Below are 15,785 nucleotides of genomic sequence, written 5' to 3' on the forward strand. Positions count from 1 at the left end.
CCTTTGAAGGGCGACCAGCATAAAACGGGGTAATTAAACCTCGTATGGGCCGAGCTCACCACCAAAGATGGAAGCATCATATTCAACCTGAGAACGCGGAACCTGCTGAACGATCTCAAGAAGATCGAACTGTGTAGATGGGTTTGCATTACCACGTACAACCAGAACATCTTTAAAGCACTGGTGATCTTCACCGCGATAAAGGGTTGGGCCGTTACCCATGCCGTCGAACTCGAAGTCTTCAAGCGCTTTGATAACTTCAGGTGGATAGAAAGTACCAGCCATTTCACAAGCATTTGCATAGAGCAATGTCTGAACATAACAAGTATGAGCAGCCTGTGACGGTGGGAAGCCGTATTCTTGACCAAAGGACTTAACAAAAGCCTGAGAACCGGCATCCTGCAATGTCCAGTTCCAGTTAGTAGAACCCAGAATACCTTTGATATTTTCGCCAGCACCCTGCGCCATTAGACGTGAGAACAGTGGAACGATAATCTCAAAATTCTTACCGTTAACCTGCTTGTCACGCAGACCGAATTGAACCGCCTGTGTCAAGGAGTTGACCATATCCTTACCGTAATGGTTCAGGATAAGTACGTCGGCACCACTATTAAGAACGGGTGTGATATACTGAGAGAAATCACCAGCACCCACAGGTGTTTTCACAGTATTTACAGTTTCCCAACCAAGACCTTCAGTGGTGTTTTTGATGGATTCTTCCTGGCTCCAGCCCCACGTATAGTCAGCTGTCAGATGGTAAGCACGACGCTCTGTGCCCATTTCATCCTTCAACACAGGACCAAGAGCGGCACCAGATTGATAAGCATTGAAGAAATGGCGGAATCCATAGCGACGACGGTCTTTACCAGTCGTATCGTTAGAGTGTGTCAGACCACACATAAAGATGATGCCCATTTCCTGAGCAAGAGACTGTACGGCAATCGCCACACCAGAAGAAGAACCACCAGAGAACATGGTGACACCTTCTTTTTCGATCATACGCTTGGCAGAAGCACGTGCAGCATCAGACTTTGTCTGTGTATCACCGGTAACATACTCTACCTTTTTGCCGAGAATACCATTACCCTTAAGAGAGCTTGGTTTCAAGGTGTTGAGCATCCCACCATCGCCTTCGCCGTTCAGGTGCTTTACTGCGAGTTGGAAAGCGCGGAGTTCATCGGCACCTTCATCAGCGTAAGCACCTGTTTGCGGAACGTTAAAGCCTAGCTTTACAAAAGACTGGCTACCTGGATCATTTCGGAAATCCGCAGCATAAGCGCCTTTCACGAAAGAGTATGGTGTCGCACCACTAAAAACAGCAGCACCCGCACCTGCTGCTGCAGCACTGGTTAATAGTTTGCGACGGGAAAGTTTAAATTTATTCGTTGTATTCGTCATGACAGTATTCGTCTCCCAAGAAGTATACTCATGCTGTTCATTTGTGCTGGATCGCACTGATTAACTTTTCATTACTTTTCGGCTTGTTAATTTTATTTCGCCGTTATGCCTAAAATCATCGTCTTGTTTCGTAATTCGAACAACAGAACTTTAAAAACAACTCAAACGTTTGTTATTTTTTTTACTCTTTTTTTATTTTCTTTGTAAAAATTGAAAACAAGAGAAAATCTCGTGATAAAACTATAGGTTTAATCATCTGCCTCAAACAGTCACGCACAAAACGTCCCAATAATAAATCATTATACAGCAACGTAATATTTGATTACTCTCTCAGAATAGAGAAGATGCAAAACTTAAAGTAACAACAAATTCAGGGGCTATCTTAAATTCTTATGGTGTTTTATGAGTAAACAAATTCCTGATGTAACCAAACAAGGTATTTCCCGCCTTATTGATCTTATGAAAGATCTTAGAGATCCGGATGGCGGATGCCCTTGGGATATAGAGCAAAACTTTCGTACAATTGCGCCTTACACTATTGAAGAAGCCTACGAAGTTGCTGAAGCGATAGAAAAAAATGACCTCGTTTCACTTAAGGATGAACTTGGAGATCTTTTGTTACAGGTCGTTTATCATGCCCAGATAGCAAAAGATGAAAACCTTTTTGATTTTGAAGACATTGCCCAGGCAATTACTGAGAAAATGATAAACCGGCATCCGCATGTATACGGGAATATCTCTCACAACAATATTGAAGAACAAAAACTCGCGTGGGAGGAGTTGAAAGCAAAAGAGCGTGAGAAGAAGCAAGGAAAAGAAGAAGATAGTGTGCTGGATGGAATTACAGTTGGGTTACCAGCTGCCACACGTGCTATAAAACTTCAAAAACGAGCGGCCAAGGTTGGTTTTGATTGGCCCAGTCTTTCTCCTGTTATTGAGAAAATTCACGAGGAAATTGATGAACTGAAAGATGTTTTACACCCCGATCAACAAATCAATACTTCAGATCTTCACGATCGGGCCGAAGATGAACTCGGCGACGTATTGTTTTCGGTTGTAAATCTGGCAAGGCACCTGGATATTGACCCGGAACAAGCGCTTCGGCGTACCAATCAAAAATTTGAAAAACGCTTTCGTGTTGTTGAAAAAACAATTAAATATAATGGGTTAAATATAAACGATACATCGTTGGAATATATGGAAAATATTTGGAATTCATGTAAGAGATGAGAATAGAATTCACTGTGGATTTTTTATATTTTATCCCCTGTTTGGATAAATAAATCCTGCGCTGATATAAATGGCTCTGCCTGATCAATGACAAAGCTTTTTGATCCGACCTGACTCTTATAACCCGCCTCTGTTAATTGAGCTGTATCCAGTGTTATCTTGTATTCTCCATAAGGAATATGATTAAAGAAGAAATAGCCATCATAAGCACTCATTGTTTCTGATATTTTTCGACCATTACTATCAAGAAGTATCACCCTTAATCCTGCGCTATTTTTTTCTGTAATTTCTACTGCACCATTAGTCGTTAGTGAAATGTCTTCAAGAATTACAAGGCCATCGACTTCACCAGTTTCAATAACGGGAAATTGCAATGTCGTGGTTGTACCAGGTCGTAAAATTAACTTTCTGTTTTTTGTTGCTGATACCCAGAAAGGATCGACAAGAGTGCCATTATTAAGGCCAATTTCAATTTCTCGGTAAGGTTCTAAACCAACAATAAAGGCCGTTCCATCTGCAGATGTCTTGATATCCCGCGACAATGCCCCGCCACTAAAACCAGCATTTTCAATCAAGCTGTCATCAGGTCCGTAGACTCCATCATTATCTTTATCAAGAAAAACCTGTGCACTAATTGCGCTCCGACGTGCAAAAGCCTGACTTTTCATCTCAACACCGCCAGTATTTGGATCGTGTCCCAAACTAAATGATAGTCCCATGCGAGCATTATAATTACCGTCGCTATCCGCTTCTAAATTGACTCCCAATGCAAAATTATCGAACTGGTGATTTAAACCTGCTGAAGCAACGTTTAAGGATTGATTTCCTCCAGAATGAGAGAGACCAAAGCGCGTGCCAAAGTCTTCATTTATCCGCCAATCAGCACTTAGAGATACTTTATCAAGTTCAGCGACAGGAGTTATTTTATAGCCAACCTCCCCACGCAGCCTGAAATCCCCCATGAGAGTACTTATCAACATTCTGGCATCACTATCGCTTTTTTGATCACTTCTGATGCGAGCCGTAGAAGACAAAGCTAAATTAAAGGGCCTTACAACAGAAGAAACCCGCCCAAATATCTGTGTTTCCCGCTCTTTATCTTCAGAAATTTCGTGTGCAACAGAGGCTGTGAAGGGCTGATTACCCAAGCCATAATCTGGAATATGGCCGTTAACACGAGCAATCGTTTTACTTCGTAAATGCCCATCGACAGAACTATTATCTGATTGTTCGGAATGAAAATTTTGAAACCAGTTTTGCTCAACTGCTAACGACCAAGATCCAAGTTGAGTTTGTGCCCGGGCACCAACAGCTGTTCTTCCAGCATCATCAACAGCAATATCCATATTTCCCAAAGCACCAAGGAAAGTTGTTTGTGCCCCTACCTTCGCGTAATTTCGTCGAGTACCGTCATATGAAAGAGATGCAACGCCGCCATTGATAGACAGAACATCGGTTATGCCATATTCAGCTTGGGCAACAATTCGGTTTTCACCGTCATCTTCACGCGGATTTATTTGCTTTTGAAAAGAAATTAAATCTCGGTTGGTCTGGTTAGCAGCAATACGAAAAGATCCTTTTTGAGATTCAGCCAATTCAGCCGTCACAAAATAGCGTTCAAATTTTTCTCGCCTTTGCCCTTGAGGACCATAAAAAACCAAACGAAATTCGTTCAAGCCAGAGACAGTAGCAACGTTCGTAAATTCATAACGCCCATCCCCCACATCTGTATCAGTTTGAAAGTCAATAAGTTCACCATTTCTATAAATTTCGACTTCCCAACCAACTGCAAGCTCCCCGCGTAACGTTACTTTGTTGGTTTGCTCTAATCTATTTAAGTCAAAAGAAGAAACAGAAAATCCACGGCCTACCGTGTTATCGGCTATTAAAGCCAGATCCGGGGTCGTCACATCTCCTAGAGAAAATTCCCTGGCATCCAAAGGGCCCAACAGACCTCCATCAAGAGATTGCCGCCCCATATGCAATCTGATGTTAGGAAATTCTTCCGCACTATTGGCAACCAAAGTTGCTTCACTATCCAGTCCACCAACAATACCGACAACAGTTGTAGTTTGTCGAACCTGACCTTCGATAGAGTTCTCGGTATTGCGCCCCGATGCGTCAATACTGATATCCAGAAATGGTAATTCAAACCAATCATTCTCTGGAACAATTAGCTCTAAACCTTCCTCGCTCTCTCCGTGTTTGATTTGTGATCGTCGAGCTTCTTTTGCGATTCTTTCCTGAAGAGGAAAAGGTTCTAGTGCACGAACACCTATTTGGAGATCTTCAAAACGAAGCTCTAAAACAAAAGGGAACCATTTTTCCAGCTCTGAAAAGGAGATATATAAATCATCAGGATGTCGCTCTACTTGCCCTGGTTCGATTGGAAGAGATCTCTTTTTCAGTTTTACATTGCCGGCTTTTAAATTTAAATCAAAGGTTCTATCATCATTTAGGAACCACCCTTGAGCTATTCCTTCCCCAGTGTTTATTTCAATCGGGAATTCCAACGCATCAGCCAACGCACCCAACGGAAGGAAAGCTTCTTTTCCATCATAAAAAAGAATGAAACCTTCCGATAGGATATAGCCATCCAACTCAAGCCCGAAGACGTAGATCTCGTCATCAGGTCTTTCATCCCAATTCGAGAATTGACCAACATCGTTGTCAGCTTTAGCTTCGGGGATTCCAAGTCCTAGGCTCAATAGAACAAGAAGCCCTCGGATCAATATCTTGATCTGGCAAACCATTTTGCGTGATCTGTTTAATCAGGACCAGGCAGATCTATTGGATTGTTATGTTATTAGAGGCAATTACAGGCCCCTGTCTTCCTTTACGCGGGAGATAGTCAACACTGATCGTTTTTCCGGAAAGAGCCTGTAACTTTTCTTCCAGGAGAGGGACAACGACCTCTCGATAAGGTGTAGAAAGGTATACTGCAACATTATTCAGGCGCCCAACTTCTTTTCCTTCAGATGACAAAACAACATCGCCCCTAAGAGACTGATTTCCTGTACGGTTTATCCGTAGTGAAATCGCATCAGAACCATTCTCTTTCTTTGCGGGTTTCAGTTCGGTAATTTCTCCATTACCAGAAAGATTTCCATGGCGAACAATTATTGGGATTGAGATGCCAAAAATTGTTTTGATCTCGACAGAAATACCGGCACGACTAGCTACATCTGAATTCACAGCTGCAGTTTCAGGTACTTGCTGGAAAAGTAAATGTGAGCGATATTCACCATCTTCTAAGCCAGAAGGACGGCGATACAAAACTCGTACAGTTTGAGGTTTACCTGGCTTCAAAGTCACTTGACGTGGTGCAAATCTGAACAAACCATTTGCAAAGGCATCCTCACCAACAGGTTTATCTATTTCAAAAAGGTTACCCTGTTCATTCATCCGGTAATTAATAACCGAGATACGATAGGTTTCTGCTTTTTGCCCTCTATTAGCAAGTGTCAGGACAGTGTTTCTGTTTTTGTTATCAAGTTCTACCAACTGAGGCGATATGACAATGCCACCAGCAGCCATAGCCGTGTGAGGAAAATTAATTCCCATAAACAGCGAAAACAAAAGAACAAATTTGATTAAAATTTTAATAAATAGATTTGAAAAAAAACTAAACTTTACATTATCTGTCATTGTACCACCCCCAAAGAAAAGGAGGTAGCAACCCCTAGGATTACTACCTCCTGAACAGATATTTTTAATAATTGACTGTGACTGTATAAGTGCCGGAATAGGCGCCACTTGCCTGTGTGGCATTCACAACCATATCTCCACCAACATTAAAGACAAGAGAACCTGATCCATCTGTTGTTGGTGTTCCCCCCGCATTGTGAGTAAAATTATTCAAAGCCATCGCTGTACCTGGCCCAGTTAATGTACCGTCCGTAAAACTGATCGTTACGGCAGTACTTGCATCAGCTGTAACCGTAAAGGCACCAGCTGTCGGTGAACCGGAAAAACTATAACCAGCAGGTCCTGAAACAGCCCCTGAAGAGGTCATGGTAACCGTACCACCAGATGCATCCACAGCTGTATTACCAAAATTCATTGTTGTATTCTCTATGACTGAAACTGCAGTTTGAATTTGTGCAGTCGCATTACCTGTCACATCAGCCGATAATGATACAGAAGATGAAGATGCAAATGCTAAACTAACAGCACCAAACGTGATAACTTTATTAAGTACTTTCAACACACTACTCCTTAAAAACAACCATACATTTTTATGTTTTCAAAATTGTATTTTATTTTAGATCTACATTTACTTGTAAAATCTGCAAAGATTGTTAGAAGTTTCGTATTAATTAAAGATTAACAGCGTTTATTACTTATGCTTCGAGATTCAACTTTAAGTATTTATTTCCTACAAACAAGAAGCTACCATAACAGGAAACCTATAGTGGATATTAGATAAGGTCAATTCTACCAGGATTTTGACTTTATTATCTTTTTCTAGATTTTTTCCTATTTGATTAATTTTTAAAGTTATGTAAGTTGACTTGAAGAATTTGTAGTAATAAAAATGTCATTTATCATAAAATCACAAACTATTAAGTGTATTTTTACAAAGCAAAGCACCTTTAGATTGCTGCCTCGATAAATAAAACAATATTTTATCCTTATTTTTGGAACACGTTCGAGAGTTTTTAAGTGTTGAAATGATGTGAAACGCTAATTATCTCTCGAGCGAGAATATTACGTTTCTTGTCAGGCACGTAAAACAAACCACATTAAAATTGGTAAGGTAACAATTGAGAGTGTTGTTGAAATAACGACAAGGCTCGCAACTTCTTCCGGTTCTCTTTCATATAGTTGAGCAAAGAGATAACAGAAAACAGCAACAGGTAGTGCGCATTGCAAAATAACAACACCTGCTGCAGGGCCTTCAAGCCCCAGAAACCATACAATGCCCAAACCAACAAGGAAACCACCTACCAATCTGAAAATCGCCAACCCAAAACTTCGCCCAAGATTGACAACTTTCAAACTGGCCAGAGACACACCAAGGGTAATAAGCATCAAAGGTATGGTTAAATCACCAATTAGCTTTGTTGTATTTAAAATCCACTCGGGAACAGCCAAGTCAGCAATCAGAACGATTGTCGCGATAAGTGTTGCAGGAATTATCGGCATGCTAACCAGTGATTTTGCAGAAAATTGCCCGGAAACAAACGCAACACCAATAGTCAGTTGGATAACGACGTAAACCGCGAAAAAACCAATCGCCAAAGCCAGACCTTCTTCTCCAAAAGCAAGAAGGCAAAGGGGCAAACCAATATTACCCACATTTGGCCAAGTCAAAGACTGTAAAAAAGTCCGTTGCGATAAACCTAGCAACATTAGAAAGAGGCCACCGGTAATCGCAAAAATAATATTTGCAAGTGTTGCCGCCCCGCCCATGGCTACAAGCGCGTCCATTGAAAGGTCGACGGTAGCCAAAGTGTAAAACACCAGAGCTGGCGTACTGAAATAGGTCACCAAAAAAGTCACCATTGGTGTATCAAACTTACGTCCAGCTTTGGCCCAGATAAAACCAATGGCAATACAAATTAATACGGGAGAGATAATCCCTAGAATTTCAGCAATCATTTTTCGAAATCGTATTCTTGAATGGAGTTACACAATTTCAACTAAACGAGACCATGTCAAAGAAAAGCCGGATATAAAATCCGGCTTTTCTTGAGTCACAGTATCAATTCATGAAAACACAGCTTTTGAATCTTCTGGTGCCTCAGCCCTTTTATGCATACCATAATCCCGGTCGACAGTGGCAACACGCAACCGATAGTCAAATAAAACCTCTTCTCGCCCCTTCATTTGGGTTTGTCGATGATCAAAAGAACTGCGCCATGCCTTAACCGCAGCTTCATCCCGCCAGAAAGATAGCGAAAGAATTTTCTGTTCATCAACAAGAGATTGAAAACGCTCAATAGAAATAAACCCATCAACATCCATAAGTTTATCTTTCAAATCAGCTGCCAAAGACAAGTAATGATCTTTTTGTCCTGCAGCAGGGATCACCTCAAAAATCACAGCGATCATAGAGCAACGAGATCAGCATGAGGCAAAGAAGCATTCTTTAAGAAAAGGCGATCTTCTTTAAGAATGAATTTCTCCTTTTGAGCAAATTCATAATTTGCTTTTCCAAGCGGGTGAGCCATTAGTCTTTGTCGATAAGCTTCGTACGCAGCCATACTCTCAATATTATAAATACCGTAGGCTGTTGTCGTAGAGCCTTCGTGCGGAGAAAAATAACCAACGAGATCAGCTCCACACTCAGGAATAGTCTGTCCCCAATTCTTGGCATAGGTATTAAACAGATCTTTTTTATAGGGATCAATTTGGTAGGTAATAATACACGTAATCATTTTAACCTCTTATCTTTTAGACAAGAGAGTATTATCATCCTCAGACACCAATATGTTTCGCCACTGAACGAAGTATGAGCATTTCAAGCTCTCTCTTCAGATAATTCCAAATTAGTTATATTCTTTAGAAGAGATATCATTAAATAAAATGAATACAATCAAAGGCATATTGTTTGATCTCGATCAAACCCTTGTTGATAGAAGCCAAAGTTTACAAAAATTCCTGACTTGGCAATGGCACGAATGTACTCCTTTGCAGGCCATGCCATTCAATATTTTTCAAGAAAAATTCACGACCTTGGATGATAATGGTAAATTATGGAAAAAAGACGTTTACGATAAACTTCTCAATGACCTTTCCATTGATCACATTTCACCCGACTTATTGGAAAAAAGCTATATAACCAATTTTTCCGATCATGCAATCTTGTTCCCAGATGTCATAGAAACCCTAAATAGCTTTAAGAGAAATCAGGTAAAGTTAGGGATCATTACCAATGGCAGAAAAGATCTACAGTCTGCTGTGATAAAAAACTGCCATCTACACAATATTATGGATGTTGTTCTCATATCTGAAACAGAAAAGATAAAAAAACCTGATCCACATATATTTGAGACAGCTTTAAGTAATTTGGGGTTGGTAAATCAATCCTGTGCGTTCATTGGCGACAACCCATATGCCGATATTTTTGGCGCGAACAAAGTAGGTATGAAAACAGTTTGGAAGAAAAACAACCTTTTTCCTCTTCCAGATAAATCAATAACATCAGCCACCTTTGAAGAGTTTATTGAATTATCCCAGATAATAAGTTCGCTTGGGAAAACTTACTAACATCCAACTTTAGTCGAGAAACAATTTACGATGAATTTCATCCCACCACTCTTCATTTGGAGCCAATAATAAACCCTGTTTGTTATATGCACTGTAATTATAGGCTGTTCGATCAAGACAGGCCCCATATCCGCCTGCTTCTTTATGAATAAGTTCACCGGGCAGATGATCCCAAGGCATTAACCGGGTAAAAAGAGCAAATTGGGTCTTAGACGCCGCCAAGCGTTCATAATCAGCCCCGGCACAACGCAGTGTATTAACTGTATTAAGCTTTGACCGGTTCTTGTCCAATGATTTTTTGATTATTGGATCCTGATTTTCTGAACCATGAATTGTTCCAACACTCTGATGCAAGACTTTATTAGATCCAGCGATATTCAACCGCTGCCCATCCAGAAAAGCGCCTTCTTCCCGTCGAGCCTCTAGCATGCTTTTATGGACGGGATCTAAAATCCAGCCAGCTACTGTCTCGCCCTGATAAACCAAAGCTAACATTGTTTTAAAAATATCACGACCCCGAGCGAAGTTGTTCGTACCATCAATCGGATCAATTATCCATGTAAGCTCTCGCTCATCCAGATTTTCTAGCAAGTCAGGTGTATCTGCGATTTTCTCTTCCCCAATAACCTGACTACCGGGAAATAAATCCGTTAACCGTTTTTCAAGCAGAGATTCAGCTTCAGTATCCGCAATTGTAACAGTCTCTCCGCCTTTTTTATATGAGACTTCACCTTCAGATAAATTTTGAAACCTTGGTAGAATTGTCTGTTCAGCAACTTCATTCAGAAGTTCCGCCACCTTATCCAGATTTGAAAACATTAGGTGCCTAACAGGCTGATTTTTGAAAAGGAAAAGAGCATATCAGCAGTGATTAGATACAATATTATCAATACGATCCAGATGCGGTTTTTTTTCCTCGTCTGTTAAAAAGGATCCTTCAATAGAGTTACGGCATAGCATCGCAATATCGTCTTTACTCAACTCTAAAGCTTCGGTAACGGACAAAAAGTTCGCCGTCATATAACCGCCAAAATAGGCCGGGTCATCAGAGTTTACCGTAACCTTTAAACCAGCCTCCATCATTTTTCGAAGCGGATGTTCTTTCATATCCGTCACGCCACAAAGTTTGAGATTTGAAAGTGGGCAAACTGTAAAAGCAATCCCTAATTCAGCTAACTTCTGAGTTAAATCAGTATCTTCAATTGTTCTGTTACCGTGATCCAAACGATCAATCTTTAAAAGCTCAATAGCCTCACGCACGTACTCTGCTGGCCCCTCTTCTCCAGCATGTGCCACTAGTTTGAGCCCCAGATCTCGAGCTGCATTAAAAACTCGCTCAAACTTAGATGGAGGGTGCCCCATCTCACTTGAATCAAGCCCGACACCAACAATGCGCCCATCAAACCACGGCTTAGCCTCTTCAAGTGTTGCAAAGGCTTCTTCTTCGCTCAAATGACGTAAGAAAGACATTATAAGTTCAGAGCTAACGCCCAACTTTTCCTGACCATCATCCAATGCACGCAGAATACCGTTTGTAACAGTTGAGAATGAAACACCACGACTTGTGTGCCCTTGGGGATCGTAGAAGACTTCGACATGAACAACCCCTTCAGAAGCTACTTTCCGAAGATAGGCCATTGTCAGGTCATAAAAATCCTGCTCTGTCAGAAGAACGTTCATGCCCTGATAATAAATATCCAGAAAATCCTGAAGATTTGAAAAATTATAGGCGTCCTTTATTTCCTCAACAGATTGATACGGTAGTTCAATATTATTCCTCTTTGCCAACTGCATCATCATTTCTGGCTCTAAAGACCCTTCAAGGTGCAGGTGTAATTCTGCCTTTGGTAAAGCGTTGATAAAACTGCTAAGATCGCTCATACATCTCTTCCGGTTAATTTGAAATATTGCTCAGACTCTAGCGCCTTATCATCCTCTTGAAAATAGAACGAGTGAGTTTTCCAGATCAAGGTCAACATCTCCTTCTTCCTTAAAGACGAGATCAGTGATAGCAACCAAACCACAATCTGTATCGGACGAGAAAAATGCTCAACCCAATAAAGAACCAATTGAAAGGCGATAGCAAAGGACCCCAACTTTTAATGTTGCTTTGCTATTTGATAAAGCAGATATGATTCCTTTGGATTCAAAAACCCGGCATTATTATGATGTCCATTAGTCCAGAACCCTAGGATATTTCCAGGATATAAAAATTATCACTCTATGACTATAAATCCCCCAAAATTTACGGAGATAAATAAAGAGATACAAATAATTCCGCATAATAATGGGGTTAACTTTTTTCAAATATGCTCTCTTTTACATCGCCCTTTTTCTCTAAAAACAGCTGTATTAAACCATAAATTTTGCGACGATCTGCCCCACAGACTTTCAATGCCCAACACTTGCAATTTCAGGAGCTTGGGTAGAAAGTAGCAAAAAACGAATCTCATCAGGAGAAAATAATTGAATACAACCTTTAGACAGGATCTTGTTGTCAGGCCGCGTCGTATTCGTACGGATGACTGGACGCGCCGGATGGTTGCTGAAAATCGCCTGTCTGTTGATGACTTTATTTGGCCTGTATTTCTACAGGAAGACAACGGCACCAGTGATGTTCCTTCAATGCCTGGCGTCAAAAGATACGGCCCCGATTGTTTGATAGACGCTATTGCTGAAGCTGTCGAACTCGGTATTCCGGCTATTGCGCTCTTCCCCTATAATAATTCTGAAACCAAAACAGAAGATTGCCGTGAGGCCTATAATCCTGACAACCTGATCTGTCAGGCGACAAGATCAATCCGAAAGCATTACAAAGAAATTGCCCTGATTGGTGATGTTGCCTTGGATCCTTATAATTCATTAGGGCATGATGGCATTGTCAAAAACGGGATTATTCTAAACGATGAGTCCGTCGAAATCCTTTGTCGCCAAGCATTGGTCCAGGCCGAAGCCGGATGTGATTATGTCGGTCCTTCGGACATGATGGATGGACGAATTGGGGCAATTCGAGATACCTTGGATGAAGCTGGCTATACCTATACAAAGATCATATCTTACAGCGCAAAGTATGCTAGTGGTTTTTACGGTCCTTTCCGTGATGCTGTGGGTGCAAAAGGTGTTTTGAAAGGGGACAAAAAAACCTATCAAATGGACCCGGCGAACAGCGAAGAAGCTCTGCGCCTAGTCGAAAATGATCTTCAGCAAGGGGCAGACATGGTTATGGTAAAACCCGGCATTGCCTATCTGGATATCATTCGACGTATTAAAGATACCTTTGGTGTTCCGACCATGGCCTATCAGGTCAGTGGTGAGTATTCGATGATCAAGGCAGCGTCTGCCAACGGTTGGTTGGATCATGATACGGTAATGATGGAGAGCCTTATGGCTTTTAAACGGGCAGGAACTGATGCGGTCCTCTCTTATTTTGCACTGGATGCTGCGCGATTACTTAAATAGCTGATCAAGTTATAATTTAATGAAAGGCCTGAATGAATTTTCAGGCCTTTTTCTATTTTTGCCCGCAAATAGAACCAAAAGCTAACAATAGAAAATTATTGTATTGTGATAGCTTGGATATTTACTATCAATTCCTATCTTTTAAGAGTAACATCACGCTTTCTTTTCAGAGAACTTTTTCAAGTTTTCGACTTTTTTTCGTTAGCGGATTTCCTTCCGTTCCTTATGACACCTCAATGGAGGCTGCAATGACTTTACGTCTCGGCGACACAGCACCTAATTTCACACAGGATTCTACCGAAGGTACAATCGATTTTTATGATTTTGTTGGTGACAGCTGGGCTGTTCTTTTCTCTCACCCAAAAGATTTCACCCCTGTTTGCACAACAGAACTAGGCTATGTTGGGAAGCTCAAGCCAGAGTTTGAAAAACGTAACGTAAAGGTTCTGGGATTGAGTGTTGATCCTCTATCCGATCATACACAATGGGTTGGTGATATCGAGGAAACTCAAGGGCATCAGTTTAACTTCCCGCTTCTTGCTGATGCTGATCGTAAAGTTTCTAATCTCTACGACATGATCCACCCAAATGCGAACGATACACTGACTGTTCGTTCTGTTTTCATCATCGATCCAGCTAAAAAAGTACGCCTGATCATTACCTATCCAGCAAGTACTGGACGTAACTTTGATGAAATCCTGCGCGTTATCGACTCACTGCAATTAACCGATGGTTATAAAGTAGCAACGCCAGTTAACTGGAAAGATGGTGATGATGTAATTATCGTTCCTGCCCTGAGCGATGAAGATGCCAAGGACCGTTTCCCGAAAGGTTGGGTTGCCCACAAGCCTTATTTGCGTGTTACACCGCAGCCAAACAAATAAATGAATAATTTTATATGTTTGATGAGAAAGCCCGGATTTTTCCGGGCTTTTTTTATTCGTCTAAATTTTTATCACTAACGCGTTGCATAGAAAAACCAGAGGAAGAGTACTCATAAGAGAAACAAGGTTCAGTATCCTCGGAATTTTCTGAAAAATTAGAGGGGAGTTTTCTTGTTCTTTTCCCGGGCATTGCGGTGAGTAAGAAACTGAAGATAAGGTTTACTGCTGGAACTGTAATTAAGAGTGCTAGCCACTTCGGCCATCCGATATGGTTTAACCTATGTACCATCCAACATATTTGCGTACAGAGAGCGATCAGTACAACAGAGAGTACAGTCCAACCACCTTCGATTTGGATTTCACCCGTTGGATTTTTGAGAACCTTCAAAATTTCTTCGGCAGGAATAACATGTGTAAGGCTCATGACTAAAAATGCCCAGAGAAAGAGAGATAAAAACAACATCCTGAAAACATAAGTTAGGCGGCCAAGAACTTTCTCATCACTGCTCACGTAAATAATTGTCGGCAGTAAAAAGATTACAGAACAGATCGCAAAAATCCCTATCATTGGAAGACTCAATTTGTTTTTTTCAGGAAAATTCTACCAATCAGGGATGAATCAGAAATAAATTATAGTTAAAATTGTAACTTTTTATTTCTTTGTTTAAAGTTGAAATTTTTCATATGCCCAAATATGTAATTTCCTTAATTATTGATAAACAACATAAATATTGTCTTCTTGTAATTTGAATAATTTTATAATATTTATTTTAAAATAAACAATCTAAAATTTTATGAGGATTTTATGGGTCGAAATCTATCATTTGATGAAAAAGAGACGCTTGCGAAAGTCGTAAATATTTTCCGCGAAAAAGGATATGAAGCAACAACGGTTAAAGACCTTGAAAAAGCGACAGGTTTAACATCGGGAAGCCTTTATAATTCGTTTGGCGGGAAAGAAGCTCTTTTTGATATCGCGATTAGTTTTTACAACAATAACGTTGTACGAAATCGGATCAGTACTTTTTTGGATCAAGTTGAGGATCCGCTTTCTGGAATGAAAGACCTTTTCCGTTCATTACTCAATGAACCTGATGGTCAGGAAAATGGATGTTTGTTAACGAACACCGCTGTTGAGTTTAACAACAGGCGTCGACATACCACGCAAGAACTTGATACCGGATTTTCTCTTTTAGAGGCCGCGTTCAAAAGGCAGATCATTCGCTGCACCGAAAAAGGTCAAATTGCCAAGCACTCTTCTGCGCAACAAGCTGCTATTCGGCTACTTGTTTTTTATCAGGGAATTCTTGTCCTTGTTCGGGCTGGGTTACGGCGTAAAGAAATTGAACAAATCATCGACGATGAAATTGATTTGATCCTAAGGAGAGAGTTTTGATGTTGGAAGAGCCTGAAAAATACAAAAATGACTTTGCTCGATATATATTTGAACAACGAGAACCATTGGGAGAGCTGAAAATTGGGCGCTTCTTTGATGGAAAATCTATAAAAATACAGGAACAAACAGTTCTGCATGTTGATGAAAAACAGGCTCTACTTCAGGGTCAGTACCGATAGTCTTTCTGAATATCTGGATTAGAA

At 40.7% G+C, this 15,785-nt stretch carries 16 protein-coding genes; 6 read left to right on the forward strand and 10 right to left on the reverse strand.

The features are described from left to right. Positions 1–33 precede the first annotated feature (33 nt). A complete protein-coding gene (locus D9A03_RS08280) occupies positions 34–1,398 on the reverse strand; it encodes a substrate-binding protein (protein ID WP_120496721.1) in 1,365 nt (454 codons plus the stop codon). 402 nt (positions 1,399–1,800) lie between these two features. On the opposite strand from D9A03_RS08280, the gene mazG reads away from it, so the two are divergent. Further along, entirely contained in the window at positions 1,801–2,628 is an 828-nt protein-coding gene (mazG, locus tag D9A03_RS08285) for a nucleoside triphosphate pyrophosphohydrolase (protein ID WP_174233641.1), read from the forward strand. Between the two features lie 23 nt (positions 2,629–2,651). On the opposite strand, the gene D9A03_RS08290 is transcribed toward mazG, so the two are convergent. From D9A03_RS08290 to D9A03_RS08315, 6 genes are all read right to left on the reverse strand, one after another. Then, positions 2,652–5,336: a hypothetical protein gene (locus D9A03_RS08290; RefSeq protein ID WP_162938037.1), complete on the reverse strand. Its 2,685-nt coding sequence runs from the start codon at positions 5,334–5,336 to the stop codon at positions 2,652–2,654. 79 nt (positions 5,337–5,415) lie between these two features. Continuing rightward, positions 5,416–6,276: a molecular chaperone gene (locus tag D9A03_RS08295; RefSeq protein ID WP_120496723.1), complete on the reverse strand. Its 861-nt coding sequence runs from the start codon at positions 6,274–6,276 to the stop codon at positions 5,416–5,418. A 64-nt stretch (positions 6,277–6,340) separates the two neighbouring features. Continuing rightward, entirely contained in the window at positions 6,341–6,835 is a 495-nt protein-coding gene (locus D9A03_RS08300) for a DUF4402 domain-containing protein (RefSeq protein WP_162938038.1), read from the reverse strand. A 515-nt stretch (positions 6,836–7,350) separates the two neighbouring features. Then, entirely contained in the window at positions 7,351–8,232 is an 882-nt protein-coding gene (locus tag D9A03_RS08305; protein ID WP_120496725.1) for an AEC family transporter, read from the reverse strand. A gap of 108 nt (positions 8,233–8,340) precedes the next feature. After that, positions 8,341–8,685, reverse strand: a complete 345-nt coding sequence (locus tag D9A03_RS08310) for an antibiotic biosynthesis monooxygenase (RefSeq protein ID WP_120496726.1) — start codon at positions 8,683–8,685, stop codon at positions 8,341–8,343. After that, complete coding sequence (locus D9A03_RS08315) at positions 8,682–9,011, reverse strand: NIPSNAP family protein (RefSeq protein WP_120496727.1); 330 nt, start codon at positions 9,009–9,011, stop codon at positions 8,682–8,684. The genes D9A03_RS08310 and D9A03_RS08315 overlap by 4 nt, the downstream gene beginning before the upstream one ends. 148 nt (positions 9,012–9,159) lie before the next feature. Here D9A03_RS08315 and D9A03_RS08320 point away from each other — a divergent pair, with 148 nt between their 5' ends. Then, complete coding sequence (locus D9A03_RS08320; protein ID WP_120496728.1) at positions 9,160–9,843, forward strand: HAD family hydrolase; 684 nt, start codon at positions 9,160–9,162, stop codon at positions 9,841–9,843. 9 nt (positions 9,844–9,852) lie between these two features. On the opposite strand, the gene D9A03_RS08325 is transcribed toward D9A03_RS08320, so the two are convergent. Further along, positions 9,853–10,662 (reverse strand): inositol monophosphatase, encoded by an 810-nt coding sequence (locus D9A03_RS08325; RefSeq protein ID WP_120496729.1) that lies wholly within the window; start codon positions 10,660–10,662, stop codon positions 9,853–9,855. A gap of 42 nt (positions 10,663–10,704) precedes the next feature. After that, entirely contained in the window at positions 10,705–11,724 is a 1,020-nt protein-coding gene (locus D9A03_RS08330; protein WP_120496730.1) for an adenosine deaminase, read from the reverse strand. A gap of 585 nt (positions 11,725–12,309) precedes the next feature. Here D9A03_RS08330 and hemB point away from each other — a divergent pair. Both hemB and D9A03_RS08340 read left to right on the forward strand, forming a co-directional pair. Further along, positions 12,310–13,302, forward strand: coding sequence for a porphobilinogen synthase (gene hemB / locus D9A03_RS08335; RefSeq protein WP_120496731.1), 993 nt, complete (start codon positions 12,310–12,312; stop codon positions 13,300–13,302). A gap of 248 nt (positions 13,303–13,550) precedes the next feature. Next, a complete protein-coding gene (locus tag D9A03_RS08340) occupies positions 13,551–14,186 on the forward strand; it encodes a peroxiredoxin (protein WP_120496773.1) in 636 nt (211 codons plus the stop codon). Positions 14,187–14,238: 52 nt separating this feature from the next. Here D9A03_RS08340 and D9A03_RS08345 read toward each other — a convergent pair whose 3' ends face one another. Continuing rightward, positions 14,239–14,754, reverse strand: coding sequence for a DUF805 domain-containing protein (locus D9A03_RS08345; protein ID WP_120496732.1), 516 nt, complete (start codon positions 14,752–14,754; stop codon positions 14,239–14,241). Positions 14,755–14,991: 237 nt separating this feature from the next. Between D9A03_RS08345 and D9A03_RS08350 the strand changes: the two genes are divergently transcribed. Together D9A03_RS08350 and D9A03_RS08355 are read left to right on the forward strand one after the other, a co-directional pair. After that, entirely contained in the window at positions 14,992–15,582 is a 591-nt protein-coding gene (locus D9A03_RS08350) for a TetR/AcrR family transcriptional regulator (protein WP_120496733.1), read from the forward strand. Then, positions 15,582–15,761, forward strand: a complete 180-nt coding sequence (locus tag D9A03_RS08355; protein ID WP_120496734.1) for a hypothetical protein — start codon at positions 15,582–15,584, stop codon at positions 15,759–15,761. The genes D9A03_RS08350 and D9A03_RS08355 overlap by 1 nt, the downstream gene beginning before the upstream one ends. Positions 15,762–15,785: the final 24 nt, after the last annotated feature.

Origin of the sequence: Kiloniella sp. EL199 (genome assembly GCF_900313065.1) — a bacterium.
GTDB lineage: Bacteria > Pseudomonadota > Alphaproteobacteria > Kiloniellales > Kiloniellaceae > Kiloniella.

Bases quoted from the DNA above. Each gene is read 5' to 3' on its own strand.
- D9A03_RS08280 (WP_120496721.1), bottom strand. From the start codon at position 1,398: ATGACGAATACAACGAATAAATTTAAACTTTCCCGTCGCAAACTATTA.
- mazG (WP_174233641.1), top strand. From the start codon at position 1,801: ATGAGTAAACAAATTCCTGATGTAACCAAACAAGGTATTTCCCGCCTT.
- D9A03_RS08310 (WP_120496726.1), bottom strand. From the start codon at position 8,685: ATGATCGCTGTGATTTTTGAGGTGATCCCTGCTGCAGGACAAAAAGAT.
- D9A03_RS08355 (WP_120496734.1), top strand. From the start codon at position 15,582: ATGTTGGAAGAGCCTGAAAAATACAAAAATGACTTTGCTCGATATATA.
- D9A03_RS08325 (WP_120496729.1), bottom strand. From the start codon at position 10,662: ATGTTTTCAAATCTGGATAAGGTGGCGGAACTTCTGAATGAAGTTGCT.
- D9A03_RS08340 (WP_120496773.1), top strand. From the start codon at position 13,551: ATGACTTTACGTCTCGGCGACACAGCACCTAATTTCACACAGGATTCT.
- D9A03_RS08295 (WP_120496723.1), bottom strand. From the start codon at position 6,276: ATGACAGATAATGTAAAGTTTAGTTTTTTTTCAAATCTATTTATTAAA.
- D9A03_RS08305 (WP_120496725.1), bottom strand. From the start codon at position 8,232: ATGATTGCTGAAATTCTAGGGATTATCTCTCCCGTATTAATTTGTATT.
- D9A03_RS08330 (WP_120496730.1), bottom strand. From the start codon at position 11,724: ATGAGCGATCTTAGCAGTTTTATCAACGCTTTACCAAAGGCAGAATTA.
- D9A03_RS08345 (WP_120496732.1), bottom strand. From the start codon at position 14,754: ATGATAGGGATTTTTGCGATCTGTTCTGTAATCTTTTTACTGCCGACA.
- D9A03_RS08320 (WP_120496728.1), top strand. From the start codon at position 9,160: ATGAATACAATCAAAGGCATATTGTTTGATCTCGATCAAACCCTTGTT.
- D9A03_RS08350 (WP_120496733.1), top strand. From the start codon at position 14,992: ATGGGTCGAAATCTATCATTTGATGAAAAAGAGACGCTTGCGAAAGTC.
- D9A03_RS08315 (WP_120496727.1), bottom strand. From the start codon at position 9,011: ATGATTACGTGTATTATTACCTACCAAATTGATCCCTATAAAAAAGAT.